The organism is Loktanella gaetbuli (assembly GCF_020531945.1).
Classification (GTDB): Bacteria; Pseudomonadota; Alphaproteobacteria; order Rhodobacterales; family Rhodobacteraceae; genus Loktanella; species Loktanella gaetbuli.
In genome coordinates this window covers 215,680-230,902 of sequence record NZ_JAJATZ010000002.1, presented here as the reverse complement: position 1 = coordinate 230,902, position 15,223 = coordinate 215,680, and the positions used below count along the sequence as shown (strand labels likewise).

General features: G+C 61.8%; 15 protein-coding genes and 1 riboswitch. Of the genes, 8 read left to right on the top strand and 7 right to left on the bottom strand.

Annotated features, from left to right (window positions below):
• Window positions 1-27 precede the first annotated feature (27 nt).
• Window positions 28-363: a ferredoxin FdxA gene (fdxA, locus tag LGQ03_RS04680; protein ID WP_056034093.1), complete on the top strand. Its 336-nt coding sequence runs from the start codon at window positions 28-30 to the stop codon at window positions 361-363.
• 189 nt (window positions 364-552) lie between these two features.
• Window positions 553-1,059 carry a CarD family transcriptional regulator gene (locus LGQ03_RS04675; RefSeq protein WP_056034090.1) on the top strand — a complete coding sequence of 169 codons (507 nt, stop codon included), beginning with the start codon at window positions 553-555 and terminating at the stop codon, window positions 1,057-1,059.
• 211 nt (window positions 1,060-1,270) lie between these two features.
• Here LGQ03_RS04675 and purD read toward each other — a convergent pair whose 3' ends face one another.
• On the bottom strand, window positions 1,271-2,533 hold the full coding sequence (gene purD / locus LGQ03_RS04670) for a phosphoribosylamine--glycine ligase (protein ID WP_226747449.1): 1,263 nt from the start codon (window positions 2,531-2,533) through the stop codon (window positions 1,271-1,273).
• A gap of 71 nt (window positions 2,534-2,604) precedes the next feature.
• Here purD and xseA point away from each other — a divergent pair, with 71 nt between their 5' ends.
• Entirely contained in the window at window positions 2,605-4,029 is a 1,425-nt protein-coding gene (gene xseA, locus LGQ03_RS04665) for an exodeoxyribonuclease VII large subunit (protein ID WP_226747448.1), read from the top strand.
• Here the strand turns inward: xseA and LGQ03_RS04660 are convergent.
• Complete coding sequence (locus tag LGQ03_RS04660; protein ID WP_226747447.1) at window positions 4,026-4,406, bottom strand: hypothetical protein; 381 nt, start codon at window positions 4,404-4,406, stop codon at window positions 4,026-4,028. The genes xseA and LGQ03_RS04660 overlap by 4 nt on opposite strands.
• Window positions 4,403-5,539: an alkane 1-monooxygenase gene (locus tag LGQ03_RS04655; RefSeq protein WP_319004450.1), complete on the bottom strand. Its 1,137-nt coding sequence runs from the start codon at window positions 5,537-5,539 to the stop codon at window positions 4,403-4,405. The genes LGQ03_RS04660 and LGQ03_RS04655 overlap by 4 nt, the downstream gene beginning before the upstream one ends.
• A gap of 58 nt (window positions 5,540-5,597) precedes the next feature.
• Here LGQ03_RS04655 and LGQ03_RS04650 point away from each other — a divergent pair, with 58 nt between their 5' ends.
• Complete coding sequence (locus tag LGQ03_RS04650) at window positions 5,598-7,283, top strand: NAD(P)H-dependent oxidoreductase subunit E (RefSeq protein ID WP_226747446.1); 1,686 nt, start codon at window positions 5,598-5,600, stop codon at window positions 7,281-7,283.
• Here the strand turns inward: LGQ03_RS04650 and LGQ03_RS04645 are convergent.
• Window positions 7,280-8,161, bottom strand: coding sequence for a lytic transglycosylase domain-containing protein (locus LGQ03_RS04645; protein ID WP_226747445.1), 882 nt, complete (start codon window positions 8,159-8,161; stop codon window positions 7,280-7,282). The genes LGQ03_RS04650 and LGQ03_RS04645 overlap by 4 nt on opposite strands.
• A 102-nt stretch (window positions 8,162-8,263) precedes the next feature.
• On the opposite strand from LGQ03_RS04645, the gene ftsY reads away from it, so the two are divergent.
• Both ftsY and LGQ03_RS04635 read left to right on the top strand, forming a co-directional pair.
• Window positions 8,264-9,361 (top strand): signal recognition particle-docking protein FtsY, encoded by a 1,098-nt coding sequence (gene ftsY / locus LGQ03_RS04640; RefSeq protein ID WP_226747444.1) that lies wholly within the window; start codon window positions 8,264-8,266, stop codon window positions 9,359-9,361.
• A gap of 25 nt (window positions 9,362-9,386) precedes the next feature.
• Entirely contained in the window at window positions 9,387-10,007 is a 621-nt protein-coding gene (locus LGQ03_RS04635; RefSeq protein ID WP_090160457.1) for an inner membrane-spanning protein YciB, read from the top strand.
• On the opposite strand, the gene LGQ03_RS04630 is transcribed toward LGQ03_RS04635, so the two are convergent.
• Entirely contained in the window at window positions 10,004-10,333 is a 330-nt protein-coding gene (locus LGQ03_RS04630; protein ID WP_090160159.1) for a PilZ domain-containing protein, read from the bottom strand. The two genes, LGQ03_RS04635 and LGQ03_RS04630, sit on opposite strands and share 4 nt — an antisense overlap.
• A gap of 54 nt (window positions 10,334-10,387) precedes the next feature.
• The gene (locus tag LGQ03_RS04625; RefSeq protein ID WP_226747443.1) at window positions 10,388-11,038 is read right to left on the bottom strand and encodes a glutathione S-transferase N-terminal domain-containing protein; all 651 of its coding nucleotides are present in this window, start codon (window positions 11,036-11,038) and stop codon (window positions 10,388-10,390) included.
• Window positions 11,039-11,149: 111 nt separating this feature from the next.
• A riboswitch (SAM riboswitch) is annotated at window positions 11,150-11,227 on the top strand.
• Window positions 11,228-11,272: 45 nt separating this feature from the next.
• Between LGQ03_RS04625 and metZ the strand changes: the two genes are divergently transcribed.
• Window positions 11,273-12,454: an O-succinylhomoserine sulfhydrylase gene (gene metZ, locus LGQ03_RS04620; protein ID WP_226747442.1), complete on the top strand. Its 1,182-nt coding sequence runs from the start codon at window positions 11,273-11,275 to the stop codon at window positions 12,452-12,454.
• Window positions 12,455-12,508: 54 nt separating this feature from the next.
• Window positions 12,509-13,633: a GTP cyclohydrolase FolE2 gene (gene folE2 / locus LGQ03_RS04615; protein ID WP_404807458.1), complete on the top strand. Its 1,125-nt coding sequence runs from the start codon at window positions 12,509-12,511 to the stop codon at window positions 13,631-13,633.
• A 384-nt stretch (window positions 13,634-14,017) separates the two neighbouring features.
• Here folE2 and LGQ03_RS04610 read toward each other — a convergent pair whose 3' ends face one another.
• Complete coding sequence (locus LGQ03_RS04610; RefSeq protein WP_226747440.1) at window positions 14,018-15,160, bottom strand: DUF4240 domain-containing protein; 1,143 nt, start codon at window positions 15,158-15,160, stop codon at window positions 14,018-14,020.
• Window positions 15,161-15,223 lie beyond the last annotated feature (63 nt).

Below are 15,223 nucleotides of genomic sequence, written 5' to 3'. Positions count from 1 at the left end.
TGCCAAGCAAATTCTGAGTGATACCGCATGACCTATATCGTCAATGACAACTGCATTGCCTGCAAATACACCGACTGCGTCGAGGTGTGCCCTGTCGATTGTTTCTATGAGGGCGAGAACATGCTGGTGATCCATCCCGATGAATGCATCGACTGCGGTGTCTGCGAACCCGAATGCCCCGCCGACGCCATCCGCCCCGATACCGAGCCGGACATGGAAAAGTGGGTCGAGTTCAACCGCAAGTATTCCGAACTGTGGCCGGTCATCATCACCAAGAAGGACCCGCTGCCGGGTGCCGAGGAGATGGACGGCAAGGACGGCAAGATGGAACTGTTTTCCGAGGCTGCCGGCGAAGGCGGATGATTCGCGACTGATTCGCATGGCGACCCCATGTTTTCATGGGAATAATCGTCCAAAAGGCCCCGCTTTCGCTGGGGCCTTTTTTATGGTATGGTCACGCCAATGCTACTGTTTTGATCCGACATTTTATCTGCATGGCCCCGCCGGAATTTCCGACGGGGATGTTTGCGTCGGGTCATGGAAAGGACTGCCATGAGCAAGAAGAAGAAAGATTTCCAGCCTAACGATTTCGTCGTCTACCCGGCGCATGGCGTCGGCAAGATCGTGAACGTCGAGACGCAGGAAGTTGCGGGATTCGAGTTGGAACTGTTCGTCATCGCCTTTGAAAAGGACAAGATGACGCTGCGCGTGCCAACCCATAAGGCGACGGAAGTGGGCATGCGTCCGCTGTCCACGCCAGAGGTTGTCAGCAACGCGATGAAGACCCTGCGCGGCAAGGCCAAGGTCAAGAAGGCGATGTGGTCACGGCGCGCCCAGGAGTACGAGCAAAAAATCAACTCGGGCGACCTGATCGCTATTGCCGAAGTGGTGCGTGATCTGCATCGTGCGGATGATCAGCGCGAGCAAAGCTATTCCGAACGGCAGCTTTATGAGGCTGCACTGGAGCGACTGACGCGCGAGATCGCGGTTGTCGCCGGCAACGACGAAAAGGCTGCCGCAGAAGAGATCGGATCGGTTCTGGTGGGGCGCGCGGCGTAACAGCCCGTCACACCGGGGGAGGGGGAAGGCCGCGTTTGGGAGGACGCGGCCTTTTCCATGTCTGGCGCGATTTTCTGCGAAAATCGCCGGGCGCTTGCGCGGGCATTACATTGTCGCTGGGCGTCGTGCCGGTTGCAGGGGCAGGTGCCTCCGGCGGGAGTATTTCCGGCAAGATGATGCGCGGGCAGGTGCCTGGATCAAAGGCGGCGGTTCAGAGCGCGCGCCAGCCGATGTCGCGGCGGCAAAACCCCTGCGGCCAGTCGACCGCATCGACCATGGCGTAGGCGCGGTCGCGGGCCTGTTGCAACGTGTCGCCGCGTGCCGTGAGGGCCAGAACGCGTCCACCGGTGGCAATCGTCTGCCCGTCACGTCGGGCCGTCCCTGCATGAAAGGCCATGTGAAAGCTGTCCTCTGGTAAGGAGTCGAGGGCTGCGATCACGCTGCCCTTTTCATAGTCGCCGGGATAGCCATTTGCCGCCATGACGACGCTGAGGGCATGATCGTCGGCCCAATGGACCTGCTGCGTATCCAGGCGGCCTTCGGCGCAGGCCTGGAGCAGGTCGAGGACCTGGCCACCCAGGCGCATCATCAGCCCCTGACATTCCGGGTCGCCGAAGCGGACATTGAATTCGACGAGGCTGGGTTGGCCTGCGTCGATCATCAGACCGACAAAGAGCACCCCGTTGAACGGCGTGCCGCGCTGGGCCATTTCCCGCATGGTCGGGCGCACGATTTCGTCCAGTGCCTTTTGCGTGACGGCCTCGGTCATCACGGGTGCAGGAGAATAGGCCCCCATGCCGCCGGTATTGGGTCCGGTGTCACCGTCAAAGGCGCGTTTGTGGTCCTGTGCGGTGCCGATCGGCAGCACTGTCGTCCCGTCCACGAGAACAAAGAATGAGGCCTCTTCGCCGGTCAGGAAATCCTCGACCACCACCTCGGCGCCTGCGTCACCGAACTGGCCGCCCATCATGTCGTCGATGGCGGCAAGTGCCTGTTGTGTGGTCTCGGCGACGACAACACCTTTGCCCGCGGCGAGGCCATCCGCCTTGATGACGATCGGTGCGGGTCGGGTGCGGACGTAGTCCTTGGCGTCGTCGGCGTGTGTGAAATGCGCGTAGGATGCGGTGGGTGCGTTGCAGGCATCGCAGATCGCTTTTGTAAAGGATTTGGACGATTCGAGGCGGGCTGCAGCGGCGGATGGTCCGAAAACTGCAAATCCGGCGGCGCGCAGATCGTCCGCCACGCCGGCTGCCAGCGGCGCCTCTGGACCGATCACGATGAAGTCGATGGATTGTTCGGCGGCAAATGTCGCAACGGCTGGACCATCGAGAATGTCGAGTGCCGCGCATTCGGCAAGCTGCGCTACGCCTGCGTTGCCGGGGGCCACGATCAGGCGGTCGCATTTCGGATTCTGTTTGATGGCCCATGCGAGGCTGTGTTCACGCCCACCACTGCCCAGGATCAGAATGTTCATTGCGCGCCCCCGCTTGGCCTTTGATGCTGCGCGTTTTAGGGTGTGGGTCACACGATCACAAGGCAGCAACGATGGATCTGTTCGAAGACGACGGCCCCGGTGGCAATACGCCCGAATTCACGGTGTCCGATATTTCGGGCGCGGTCAAAAAGACGATCGAGGGCGAATTCGGGCACGTGCGCGTGCGCGGGGAGGTCGGGCGTGTGTCCCGACCACGGTCGGGCCATGTCTATCTGGACCTCAAGGATGATCGGTCGGTGCTGTCGGGTATCATCTGGAAAGGGCGGGCCAATGCGCTGGTCCAGCAGCCCGAAGAGGGGATGGAGGTCATCGCCACGGGCAAGCTGACGACATTTCCCGGCCAGTCGAAATACCAGATCCTCATCGAGGACATGACGCCTGCGGGTGCCGGCGCGCTGATGGCGATGCTGGAAAAGCGTAAGGCAGCCTTGCAGGCCGAGGGGCTGTTCGACCCCGCGCGCAAGCAGGCCTTGCCGTTTCTGCCAGAGATCATCGGTGTCGTGACCTCGCCCAGTGGTGCGGTGATCCGCGACATCCTGCACCGCCTGCGGGATCGGTTCCCGCGCAAGGTCCTGGTCTGGCCCGTCGCCGTGCAGGGTGCGAAATGCGCCCCCGAGGTCGCGCAGGCGATCAGGGGGTTCAATGCGCTGACGCCGGGCGGTGCCTTGCCCCGGCCTGATCTGATCATCGTGGCCCGCGGTGGCGGGTCAATCGAGGATCTGTGGGGGTTCAACGAGGAAATCGTCGCGCGCGCTGCGGCCGACAGTGCCATTCCGCTGATCAGCGCCGTGGGGCACGAGACCGACACCACCTTGATCGACTATGTATCGGACCGACGTGCGCCCACGCCGACGGCGGCGGCGGAAATCGCGGTGCCCGTGCGCATGGAGCTGAAGGCCGGACTGGACCAGATGGGCGCGCGGATCAGCCGGGCCGTCAGCACTGGGCTTGTGCAGCGCGATCAGCGTCTGCGCGATCTGGGGCGTGGATTGCCACAACCCGAAGCGCTGTTGCAGGGGCCGCGACAACGGCTGGATTATCTGGGCGAGCGATTGCCCGGTGCGCTGCGGGCTGCGGCGAACAAGAAGCGGGTGCAACTGGCCGATGCGGCCCTGCGGCCTGCCCTGCTGGCGCGCGGCGTGGCGGAACAGCGGCGCAGGCTAGATGCGCTGGCCGCCCGATTGGCCGCACCGGACATGGGGCGGGCACAGGATCGTCTGGTGCATGCCCTGGGGCGTTTGTCGGACCGGGCAGGACGCGATCTGGAACGGCGACGCGCCCGCCTGGATGCGCTGGATCGCGTGCGCGAGTCGGTGGGTTACAAGGAGACCCTGCGCCGGGGCTATGCCGTGGTCCGAGGAGACGGTGCGGTGGTGACCAGCACGCAGGCGGCGGCCAAGGCCCGTGAGATCGAGATCGAATTCGCGGACGGACGGATGGTGGTCGGTGACGATCCGCAAGGCATGCTTGTCTAGGACAGCAGATCCGGGCCGGGACAGGACAGCGTGGTTTCCTGCGCCTCGACCAGCACGGTGCCGAATTGCGCAGAGACCGCGCGCAGGCCTGTTTCAGTCAGTGTGACATCCCAGCATTTCGGGATCGGGTCGCCGTCGTAGACGAAACAGATGGCACCGCCAGATGCGAACCAGCTGCCGTCAACGCACATGCCGGGGGCCGCTGACCAGCGCACGCGCTGGTCCGGCAGATATTTCTCGATGCCGAATACCGTGCCGTCGGGGGCTGCAAAGGAAAGGGTTCGGCCGGTGGCATATGCGTCGAATTCGGGGCCTGTCATGGGATCGGCCAGCGCGGGTGCTGTCAGCACGCACAAGAGGGCTGCGGCGGTTCTCATGCGGCCAGGCGGGCGACGCGGCGGTCCATCACGCGGCGCCATAGCGGCGGAAACAGCGCAAGGCTTGCCATTGCGGGCAGGCTGCGGGGCAATCTGGGCGCATCCGCATGAAGCTGAAGTTCCGGGAACGGACGGGCGGGATGGGCGTGGTGGTCCGCATGGCGCGGTGCGTTCAGCATCAGCGCGCTGGAAAACCACTGCGGTGCGTCCCAGCTGTGCTGGGGGCCGACCGGTTCTGGCTTGCCGTTGATGATGCGTCTGGTCAGGCCGTAGTGCTGGACGTAGTCCGACAACATAAGCTGTCCCTGCGCATAGACAACGATGATGAAATAGGTCAGCAGGCCCAGCGGTCCGCCCAGCAGGGCTGCGGCGACACAGAACCCCAGACCGCCTGCGACGTAGGTCACATAAGGGTTGTGCCACAGACCGCGGCCCACGCGGTCCAGCCGCGCCTTTTCCGCGCGATATCCCTTGCGAAAGGCATCCAACCAGGCGCGTGGCACATAGGACCAATAGCCTTCGCCAAGGCGTGCGGTGGCGGGGTCATCGGGGGTCGCGACCAGTCGGTGATGGATCAGCACATGGGCGGATGTATGGTGGCCGTAGAGTTGCGAGATATAGATCCAGCGGCCCAGCATGTTCAGGGGGCGGGCTCCCTTGTGGATCAATTCATGTGCATTCGAATTGCTGACCTGCCCAACATAGAGTCCGGTGGCGATGATCAGGCCGATGGACTGCCACAGTCCGATCTGACCAGTGCCGATGGACCAGACGGCGAGGCCCAAAAGGACGAAATGCGCAAGGGCAAGCACGATGCTGAGCGGGTCGGCTGCCGGAAATTCGCGATCCTGCGCTGCGGCAGGCACGATGCGGACCAGTTGGTCCATCAGGTAGGTGAACACGCTGATGTAAAACAGGGCCAGCCAGACCCAGACCCCGCCCCAAAACGCCCCGGCCAACAGCAGTGGCAGCGGAATCAGTGTCGCAAATGAGAAGAGCGCAAGTGCAGGCATCATTTTGTCCGGGTTTCCTGGGTCAAGACGTAACATGGGGCGCAGGGCGCTGTCGCGGCCCAGATTGCCGCATGACACCACGTCGCTGCGCGGGATGCCGATGATCCGTCGCTTTTGCATGTTGCAACAGGTCGGGTGCAGGTTAGGTTCCCGAGGAAACGCGCACGGGAGAGACAGCATGGCACTTGATCAGGACAAGGGTGTCTGGAAATCCGGCAAGGGCAAGGGGCGGCGCACGCCCAAGGGTCGGCAGCTGGACGATCTGGCCTGGGATCAGATCCGCGATCTGCTGGGCGACCGGGCCCGCCAGCGCGACATGTTGATCGAATATCTGCACCTTGTTCAGGATGCCTACGGTTGTCTGTCTGCGGCCCATCTGCGCGCGCTGGCCGAGGAAATGCGACTGTCCCAGACCGAAGTTTACGAAGTCGCAACCTTCTACGCGCATTTTGATGTGGTGAAGGAGGGTGAGACACCGCCGCCCGCGCTGACGATCCGCATCTGCGAGTCGCTATCGTGCGAACTAGCGGGGGCGCAGGCGCTGAAACAGGCGCTGATCGACGATCTGCCGGCGGACCGTGTGCGCGTGGTGCGTGCGCCTTGCATGGGGCGCTGCGACACTGCACCCGCACTGCATCTGGGGCATCATGCGATCGACAACGCGACCGTGACCAAGGTGCGCGCGGCGATCGATGCAGGTCATACCCACGCCGAAATACCCGCATATGAGGGGCTGGAGGCGTATCAGGACGCAGGCGGCTATGACACCTTGCGGACCCTGCGGTCGGACGGTGACTGGGAGGCGGTTCAGGCGCAGGTCGCAGAATCGGGTTTGCGCGGCCTTGGTGGTGCCGGCTTTCCGTCCGGCAAGAAGTGGGGTTTTGTGCGGGCCGAGGCCGGACCGCGCTACATGGCCGTCAACGGGGACGAGGGTGAACCCGGCACATTCAAGGACCGCTGGTATCTGGAACGCACGCCGCATCTGTTCCTCGAGGGGATGTTGATCGCGGCCTGGGCGGTCGCGGCGGATCGCATCTATCTTTACATGCGTGACGAATACCCCGCCGCCATCGCGATCCTGCGGGATGAACTGGCGCGTCTGGAACAGGCGGGGATCATCGCGCCGGGCTATGTCGATCTGCGGCGCGGGGCGGGCAGTTACATCTGTGGCGAGGAATCTGCCATGATCGAGAGCATCGAAGGCAAGCGTGGCATTCCGCGTCACAGGCCGCCTTATGTCGCGCAGCGTGGCATATTTGATCGCCCGACGCTGGTGCATAATGTCGAAACGCTGATCTGGGTCGCGCGCGTCTGCCGCGAAGGGCCGCAGGTCTTGTCGGCGGTGGAAAAGAACGGTCGCCGCGGGTTGCGGAACTATTCGGTTTCGGGCCGTGTCAGGGTGCCGGGTGTCTACCTGCTGCCTGCCGGATCTACGATCACCGATGTCATCGCCGCGGCAGGGGGCATGTGCGCAGGTCACCGGTTCATGGCGTATCAACCGGGCGGACCGTCATCGGGATTGCTGCCCGCACGGATCGATGACGTGCCGCTGGATTTCGACACCCTGGCCCCCTACGGCACGTTTATCGGATCGGCTGCGGTCGTGGTCCTGTCCGATCAGGACAGCGCGCGCGCGGCGGCGCTGAACATGCTGGCCTTTTTTGCCGACGAATCCTGCGGGCAATGCACACCCTGCCGGGTCGGATGCGAAAAGGCGGTGAAACTGATGCAGGCCGATCGCTGGGATCAGGATTTGCTGGAGGACCTGAGCCAGGTCATGGTCGATGCCTCGATCTGCGGGCTGGGTCAGGCGGCCCCGAATGCCATTCGGTCCACGATCAAGTTCTTTCCGGACGAGGTCTAGTTGCTGTAGACGGCACAGCTGCAACCGCTGGCACGCGCCGTCTGGCAAACCCCGTTTGCGTCAGCTGACGATTGTGCGGCAACCCGTGCCATGTAGTAGCCCTGACGCCCCGAGACGCGATTGCGCACGAAAACAAGGTCCAATGCGCGGCCGCCCCTGTCGAACCCGCAATCGCCGGCGCGGCGGCTGTAGGCGCGTGTTGCCTCTGCTTTGGTCCGGCCAAAAGCCAGTTGCGCCCCCCATGGCGCAAACCGGGGTTCCGGTGGCGGATAGCGGGTCATGATGCGGTCGCGGGCCAAAACGACGCAGGCCTGCTGGAACGGCATGTCGCCCTGTAGCCTGAAATCAGGGTCGGCTGGCGGTGCGTCACGCCAGGTTTCGGCGGCGTGACCTGTGATGATCTGCACATAGTCCACGGTCTCGGGCATCAGTCCTGCGGTTTGCGCGATCAAGCCCTCGGCGCGGCGTTCGCCACCGTTGTACCCGACGGCAGCCAGGCCGACATTGCCGTAGGTCCGGGTCATCTCGCCCAGATAGCGTGCGGCATGTTCGAGTGCCAGCGCCGGGTTCAGGCTGTCACGCATACCGCGTAGCTGTGCCGTGCTGTCGATGAACTGCGCGATGCCACGGGCGTTGGCCGGCGAGAGTGCGTTGGGGTCAAAGCGGCTTTCTTGCCAGATCAGGCGCGCGAAGAACCCCGGTGGCAGTGCGTTTTCATCGGCGAAATGCGCGATGGCCTGACAAGTGTCGTGGGCAAAATGCGCTGGTCGGATGCATTGGACGTTCCCCCATTTGCCGCTGCTGCACATCGTGCCCGGTTCTGACTGGGCGGCCGCAGGCCCCGCGAGGGCGATCAGAAACAGGACAATACGCAACATGCCACAGGTTAGAGCCAGTGCAGGTGGCCCGGTCAAGCGTCGCTCTCTTTTCTTTGACTGCGCGAGAGACTAGCTAGGGTGCAACTGATCAAGGCGGACCCGATGGCATTTTTCAAGAAACTCAAGGACAAGATGTTCCGGTCGTCGTCAAAACTGGACGAGGGACTGGATGCCATCGTGTCAGAGGGAGGTGCTGCAGAGCCGGATGCACCGGTGCCTGCGCCTGAACCGCATGTGCGCCCGGACCCGCAAACGCCGCCCGCGCCGGTCATGGATGACCCCGCGCCCCAGCCTCCTGCCTCTGCCAGCCAGCCCGGCATCCTTGGCGGGTTGTTCAAGGGAAAGGACGCGGCCCCGGTGGTGCGTCGCACGCTGGATGACGACATGGTCGAACAGCTGGAAGAGCTGCTGATTGCCGCCGATATGGGGGTTGATACCGCACTGCGCGTCACCGCCAACATGGCCGAGGGACGCTTGGGCCGAAAACTGTCCGTGTCGGAAATCAAACAGCTGCTGGCGGACGAGGTGACGCGGATCATGGACCCCGTCGCGCGACCGATGCCGCTGTATGCGCATCGCCCGCAGGTGGTGCTGGTGGTCGGCGTGAACGGGTCGGGCAAGACCACAACGATCGGCAAGCTGGCGAGCCAGTTCAAGGCGGCGGGCAAATCGGTCGTGATCGCGGCGGGCGACACGTTTCGTGCCGCGGCGGTCGAGCAGCTTCAGGTATGGGGCGACCGGGCCGGCGTGCCGGTACTGACCGCGCCAGAGGGGTCAGACCCCGCGTCACTGGCCTTTGACGCGATGACCAAGGCGCAGGCGGACGGCGCTGATCTGTTGATGATCGACACGGCGGGGCGGTTGCAGAACCGGGCCGACCTGATGGAAGAACTGTCCAAGATCGTGCGCGTGATCCGCAAGAAAGACCCCGATGCGCCGCATAACACCCTGCTGGTGCTGGATGCGACCACCGGTCAGAATGCGCTGCAACAGGTCAAGGTGTTTCAGGAACTGGCCGATGTGTCGGGCCTCGTGATGACGAAACTGGACGGCACGGCCAAGGGCGGCGTGCTGGTGGCGCTGGCGGACAAGTTTGGCCTGCCGATCCACGCCATCGGCGTGGGCGAACAGATCGACGACCTGGCACCGTTCGATCCAGAGGATTTTGCCGCAGCATTGGTCGGGTTGGACCGACCGTGATGCAGGCCGCAAGGAAGGCAAGTCAATGAGTGAACGCAAGATCAATCCGGTGCTGAAACAGGTGCTGGAACTGGGACCGACACTGGCGTTTTTCATCATCTACCAGCGGTTGGATGAACGCACCTTTGACATAGGCGGCACAGCCTACTCGGGGTTCATCGTGGCGACCCTGCTGTTTGTGCCGATCATGTTGGTCGCAATGGCGATCCTGTGGGCGCTGACCGGCAAGTTGAGCCGGATGCAGGTATTCACCGCTGTCATGGTGATCTTTTTCGGCGGGTTGACGGGCTATTTCAACGACGAACGGTTTTTCAAGATGAAGACCACCATCGTCTATACATTCCTCGCGGCCATCCTTGGGTTCGGGCTGTTGCGGGGGCGGTCCTATCTGGAATGGGTAATGGGCGAACTGATCCCGATGCGGACTGCAGGCTGGATGCTGCTGACCCGGCGGATCACGGCGTTTTTCATCTTTCTCGCGGTGTTCAACGAAATCCTGTGGCGCACGCAGTCGACCGATGTCTGGGTCAAGGTCGAAACCTTTGGTTTTCCGGCCCTTATGATGGTGTTCATGGTCTGGCAGATCATGGGGCTGGAACCCTACATGATCCAGCAGGACAAGGATGCCGAGGAAACCGACGCCTAGCGCATTTCGTGCAGATGTGACGAGACATGCCGCCAACCTGTAATGCGCGAGGGTGATTGTCTGACGGTATCGACGATGGCCGTTGCCATGGTCTGCGTGAAACGTATGCCGCAGATGTCGCCCCGGACCCACCTGATCTGGGCGCTGATCCGCTGATGCAGCACCTCCAGCATGATCTGGTCGCCACGCTGGACGTTGATCAGGCCACGCAGGCGTGCGCCTGCCTGATTGATGTCCGTGATCTGGGCACTGGACCTGCCGTGGGCCGTACCTGCGATGGTGGGAAAATCTGTCGGATAACGGTGGTGGCGGTAAATCTGGGTCATGGCGGTCCCTCTACGGTTATAGAGAGACGCTAGGTCGAAATGATGAAGGCGGCGTTAGCCCCGCAGTTCCGCGTGCAGGGCTCTGCCGCGCTGGACGGCGGGACGCGCGCTGACCGTTTCCAGCCAGCGTGCAAGGTGGGGTTTGTCATCCAGCGTCTGTTGCTGACCTTGCCACAGGGACGCCCAGCCCCAGCAGGCGATATCCGCGATGCTGTACTGGTCCCCGGCCAGGAATTCCGTGTGCGACAACTGCCGGTCCATGACGCCATACAGGCGCCCGGTTTCCGCCCGGTACCGGTCCTGGGCATAGGGGATGTCGTGGCCTGCACGCGGGGCGAATTTCAGGAAATGGTGCGCCTGACCTGCCATCGGGCCAAGGCCACCCATCTGCCACATCAGCCATTGGTCCACCGCAACCCGGTCGCGGGGTGTCTCGCCCGCCAGGCGTCCGACCTTGTCCGCAAGGTAGCGCAGGATCGCGCCCGACTCGAAGATCGAAATCGGGGCACCGTCCGGTCCGTCAGGGTCCACGATCGCGGGGATGCGGTTGTTGGGGCTGATTGCCAGAAACGCGGGCGCGTGCTGGTCGCCTGCGCCGATGTCGACCAGATGCGTCACGTAGGGCAGGCCACATTCCTCGAGCATGATAGAGGCCTTCCACCCGTTCGGGGTTGGCCAGAAGTAAAGGTCGATGGGGTCCGGCATGGTCCAGCCTGTCTGCAATCGGCGGCGTGCCTGCCGCGCGACTGACTATTTGCGAAAACGCGGCCCGAGGCAACGCTGCCGCCTGCTTGACCCACGGGGCGGTCGGGCGTATGCGATGCGCGTGGTGATTTGATGCCGGATTGCGGACCACGTTAAACATTCCGCTAAAAGGGTGAGGGGTTTGCCCCGATACCTGTGGTGTCGGGGTTTTTCTTTGCCTTGAAAGGGCCTGATATGTCGAACTGGAACAAGCGGACCAAGGCGGTCCATGCAGGCACACGCCGCAGCCAATACGGCGAAGTGTCCGAGGCGATTTTCCTGACGCAGGGGTTTGTCTATCCCACGGCCGAGGACGCGCAGGCCCGGTTCGAGGCCTCAGGCGATGATGAATTCATCTATGCCCGCTACGGCAACCCCACCACAGCGATGTTCGAGGACCGGATCGCCGCCATCGAAGGGGCCGAGGACGCATTTGCCTGTGCATCCGGCATGGCGGCCGTGTCGGGTGCGCTGATGGCCACGCTCAAGGCGGGCGATCACGTTGTGTCGTCGCGCGCGTTGTTCGGGTCCTGCCTCTATGTGCTCGAAATTGTTCTGCCGCGTTTCGGAGTCGAGGTGACATTCGTGGACGGTGCCGACCTGGATCAGTGGCGTGCCGCCGTGCGCGACGATACCACGATCGTGTTTTTCGAGAGCCTGTCAAACCCCGCGCTGGAGGCCGTCGATATCGCCGCCGTGTCGCAGATCGCCCGTGACAAAGGGGCGATGGTGATGGTCGACAACGTCTTTGCCACGCCGGTCTATTCGCGTGCATTCGAACTGGGCGCGGATGTCGTGATCTATTCGGCAACAAAGCACATCGACGGGCAGGGCCGGTCGCTGGGCGGTGTGATCCTGGGCCAGCGCGAATTCATCCGAGGTCCGATCGAAACCTACATGAAACACACCGGCGGTTCGATGTCGCCCTTTACCGCCTGGACGCTGGTCAAGAGCCTGGAACACATGGACCTGCGCGTGCGCGCACAGACAGCCAGCGCCGAACACATCGCGCGCGGTCTTGAAGGGCATCCCGGCCTGACGCGCGTGATCTATCCGGGCCTTGCCAGCCATCCGCAGCATGACCTGTGCATGGCGCAGATGGGCTGCGGCGGCACATTGCTGGCCATAGATACCGGGTCACAAGAGGCCAGTTTCAAGCTGCTGAATGCCCTGAAAATCTGGCTGATCTCGAACAATCTGGGCGATGCCAAATCCATCGCCACGCCGCCTGCATCCACGACGCACCAGCGCCTGCCCGCCGACCAAAAGGCGCATCTGGGCATCACGCCGGGATTGATCCGGTTGTCTGTCGGTCTCGAGGACGCGGGCGATCTGCTGGACGATCTGACGCAGGCACTCGACATAGCCGGGTTATAAAAATGCATTAGCTTTGTTTTCATAATCTCAGGACGCCCCATATAGTGGCATCCGATGTCGTCCCAAGGAGGGCCCGATATGAACAAGCACATGCGTGAACCCATGACCCCAACCCGCGAACAGGCCGAGGATGCCTTGCGCTTGTTGCGCAGCTGGGCGGGTGACGCCGCACCAGAGGAAGTGGCGGACCTCGATCCGCTGCTGTCGCGCCTGGTCCCCGGTGCGGTCCAGTCGAATTATCCGGCACTCGCACGGGCCTACCCCGAGGATTTCGCGGTCGACGACAGCTATCGCGCGTCCATGCCCGATTTGCAGAATGGTCCGTCCAGCCTGATCCGGGGGGCCAAGGCGCAGATCCAGCACGTCGGCATCAGCAATTTCCGACTGCCGATCCGGTTCCACACGCGCGACAATGGCGACCTGACGCTGGAAACCAGCGTGACCGGGACCGTGTCGCTGGAGGCTGAGAAAAAGGGCATCAACATGTCCCGCATCATGCGGACATTCTATGGCTATGCCGAAGAGACGTTTAGCTTTGACGTGATGATCAAGGCGCTGGATGCTTACATCACCGACCTGGAAAGCTTTGATGCGCGCATCCAGATGCGGTTCTCCTTTCCGATGAAGATCGAAAGCCTGCGGTCGGGGCTGTCGGGCTATCAGTATTACGACATCGCGCTGGAAGTCGTCGAACGCGATGGTGTGCGCCAAAAGATCGTACATCTGGACTACGTCTATTCCAGCACCTGTCCCTGTTCGCTGGAGTTGTCAGAACACGCCCGCCAGTTCCGTGGCCAGCTGGCCACGCCGCATTCGCAGCGATCGGTCGCGCGTCTGTCTGCCGTGATCGCACCCGACACCCCGATCCTGTGGTTCGAGGATCTGGTGGAACTGGCACGCTCTGCCGTGCCGACAGAGACACAGGTGATGGTGAAACGCGAGGACGAACAGGCCTTTGCCGAATTGAACGCCGCCAATCCGATCTTCGTCGAGGATGCCGCGCGACTGTTCACGCAGGCGCTAGAGGCCGATCAGCGGATCGGTGATTTCCGGGTGGTCGCGAGCCACCAGGAAAGCCTGCACAGCCATGACGCTGTATCGGTGCTGACACGTGGTCCGACGTTCGAAGCCACGTCGCTGGACCCGCGCCTGTTCGCGTCGCTGTTCCACGTCGGTTGATACAGGTTCATCTACTTTGGGGGGCCGCACGGACATCCGTCCACGCGGCCCCTTTGCATTTGGCCGACAAGGCGGACTGACAATTCAGATTGTTGTTGACGGCCCAAGGGTGTTGGCCGTTGCAATCTGCCGGATCGACTGACCCGGTTCATCCTGCCGGTCACGCATAAACGGCCGAAATGCCGCAAGCTTGGCCCCAGACGAGTCGATCAGCGCGGGACACGGCATGGTTCAAAATGTGGGACAAAACGCCATTTCGCTGCAATTGCACCAATGTCGGCTTTAAGGAGGATATTTCTCTGCCTTACTAAAATCCGCTTTCTGCGTTGTGACAGTGAGCAGGATTGCTGGACTGTATTTGAACAGTGGCAGAGGAGGAACGCATTAGCGACCGACAAGAGCCGCCACGCGGGGTAAAGCAGACGCGAAATCGTCTTCAGCAATCTCGGGTCCGGATACATCCATTAGAGGCATCTTCACTGGCTTCATAGCTTTGCCCTGCCGCATTTCGTAGGCCACGGGTGCCGCGTCGCGCAATCCATTAATTCCACTGGCCGTGCCGCTATGTAAGGTAACATCAAAGCTGTCTGGGTCCGCAATCGCACCTTCAAAGACTTCTCGTCCTTGCAAGACCAACCAGCCACGAAAGTTCTCGAAGGCGTCATCCGAACATCCACCTTGAAGGAGGTACGCTAAGGCCCAAACGTCCCATCGATAGGCGCGCGCCTCAAGGCTGCGTCGGATCTTTTCGAAGTCGCGAATTGCTGTCGCTTTGAATGCGGCTAGTCTTTCGGGCAGCGTGTCGATGCGTTCGACGATTGGCTGACTAGTCAGGCCTTCATCGATCAGGTCCCAAAATAAATTTTCATCCATTTTCCGCGGATCGGGTTTGCCTTTGGGACGCGGTCTTTCTTCAGCGTCAATTGCTGCAATGTCAGCGTGGATGCGGGCCAGTTCCGTTTTGCTAGCGCCAGTCATTTCTGCTGTTTTGCGATAGTCAGCCATTATAGCCAATAACTCCTGCTTCATCTTTGGAATGCGATTGATCAGTTTTTCGTAATCGCGGCGCTGTTTTTGCTCCGAGGCCTGATAATATTCGGCCATCCGGAAGCCCGCATTTCTTTCACCGATATACCACCAAAACTCCCTCTTGATGAGCCCCATATGTGCGCGCCAAATCCGCCGCACGCGCGCCCCTTCGCCCAGCGCCTGCAACCGGTCGAGAACGGCTCGTTCTTCTTCAAGTATCGGGCCGAAAGCAACCTCACCTGTATGGGTGTAATGTGCTTCGATCTGGTCAAAGCGTTTTTCCTCGAAATAGAACTCGGTCAGCCATGCGTTCAGGTCTTGGCAATAGAGGTCGTAAAGCGAGTGACCTTTTTTATGTGCCACAACACCGCGATCGACAAGTTCTACCAATGCTTCAGTGTATCGTTCCCAATCATGACCGATGGAGTGAAACCGCGGCTTAAACCCAGTGATCCGTCCATTTTCAAATCCCATCAAATCGATTTCACTTTTTCGCATTATACGTCCTCAAGTTGATCGATCACCGTTCTTCTCGAACCCAAAGTATGCTTTCAGACCTGT

Coding starts and splice junctions, on each gene's coding strand:
- LGQ03_RS04610 (WP_226747440.1), bottom strand. CDS start 15,160: ATGCGAAAAAGTGAAATCGATTTGATGGGATTTGAAAATGGACGGATC.
- LGQ03_RS04635 (WP_090160457.1), top strand. CDS start 9,387: ATGAGTGAACGCAAGATCAATCCGGTGCTGAAACAGGTGCTGGAACTG.
- purD (WP_226747449.1), bottom strand. CDS start 2,533: ATGAACATTCTGATCCTGGGCAGTGGTGGGCGTGAACACAGCCTCGCA.
- folE2 (WP_404807458.1), top strand. CDS start 12,509: ATGTCGTCCCAAGGAGGGCCCGATATGAACAAGCACATGCGTGAACCC.
- LGQ03_RS04650 (WP_226747446.1), top strand. CDS start 5,598: ATGGCACTTGATCAGGACAAGGGTGTCTGGAAATCCGGCAAGGGCAAG.
- fdxA (WP_056034093.1), top strand. CDS start 28: ATGACCTATATCGTCAATGACAACTGCATTGCCTGCAAATACACCGAC.
- LGQ03_RS04625 (WP_226747443.1), bottom strand. CDS start 11,038: ATGCCGGACCCCATCGACCTTTACTTCTGGCCAACCCCGAACGGGTGG.
- xseA (WP_226747448.1), top strand. CDS start 2,605: ATGGATCTGTTCGAAGACGACGGCCCCGGTGGCAATACGCCCGAATTC.
- LGQ03_RS04675 (WP_056034090.1), top strand. CDS start 553: ATGAGCAAGAAGAAGAAAGATTTCCAGCCTAACGATTTCGTCGTCTAC.
- LGQ03_RS04655 (WP_319004450.1), bottom strand. CDS start 5,539: ATGCAAAAGCGACGGATCATCGGCATCCCGCGCAGCGACGTGGTGTCA.
- metZ (WP_226747442.1), top strand. CDS start 11,273: ATGTCGAACTGGAACAAGCGGACCAAGGCGGTCCATGCAGGCACACGC.
- LGQ03_RS04630 (WP_090160159.1), bottom strand. CDS start 10,333: ATGACCCAGATTTACCGCCACCACCGTTATCCGACAGATTTTCCCACC.
- LGQ03_RS04660 (WP_226747447.1), bottom strand. CDS start 4,406: ATGAGAACCGCCGCAGCCCTCTTGTGCGTGCTGACAGCACCCGCGCTG.
- ftsY (WP_226747444.1), top strand. CDS start 8,264: ATGGCATTTTTCAAGAAACTCAAGGACAAGATGTTCCGGTCGTCGTCA.
- LGQ03_RS04645 (WP_226747445.1), bottom strand. CDS start 8,161: ATGTTGCGTATTGTCCTGTTTCTGATCGCCCTCGCGGGGCCTGCGGCC.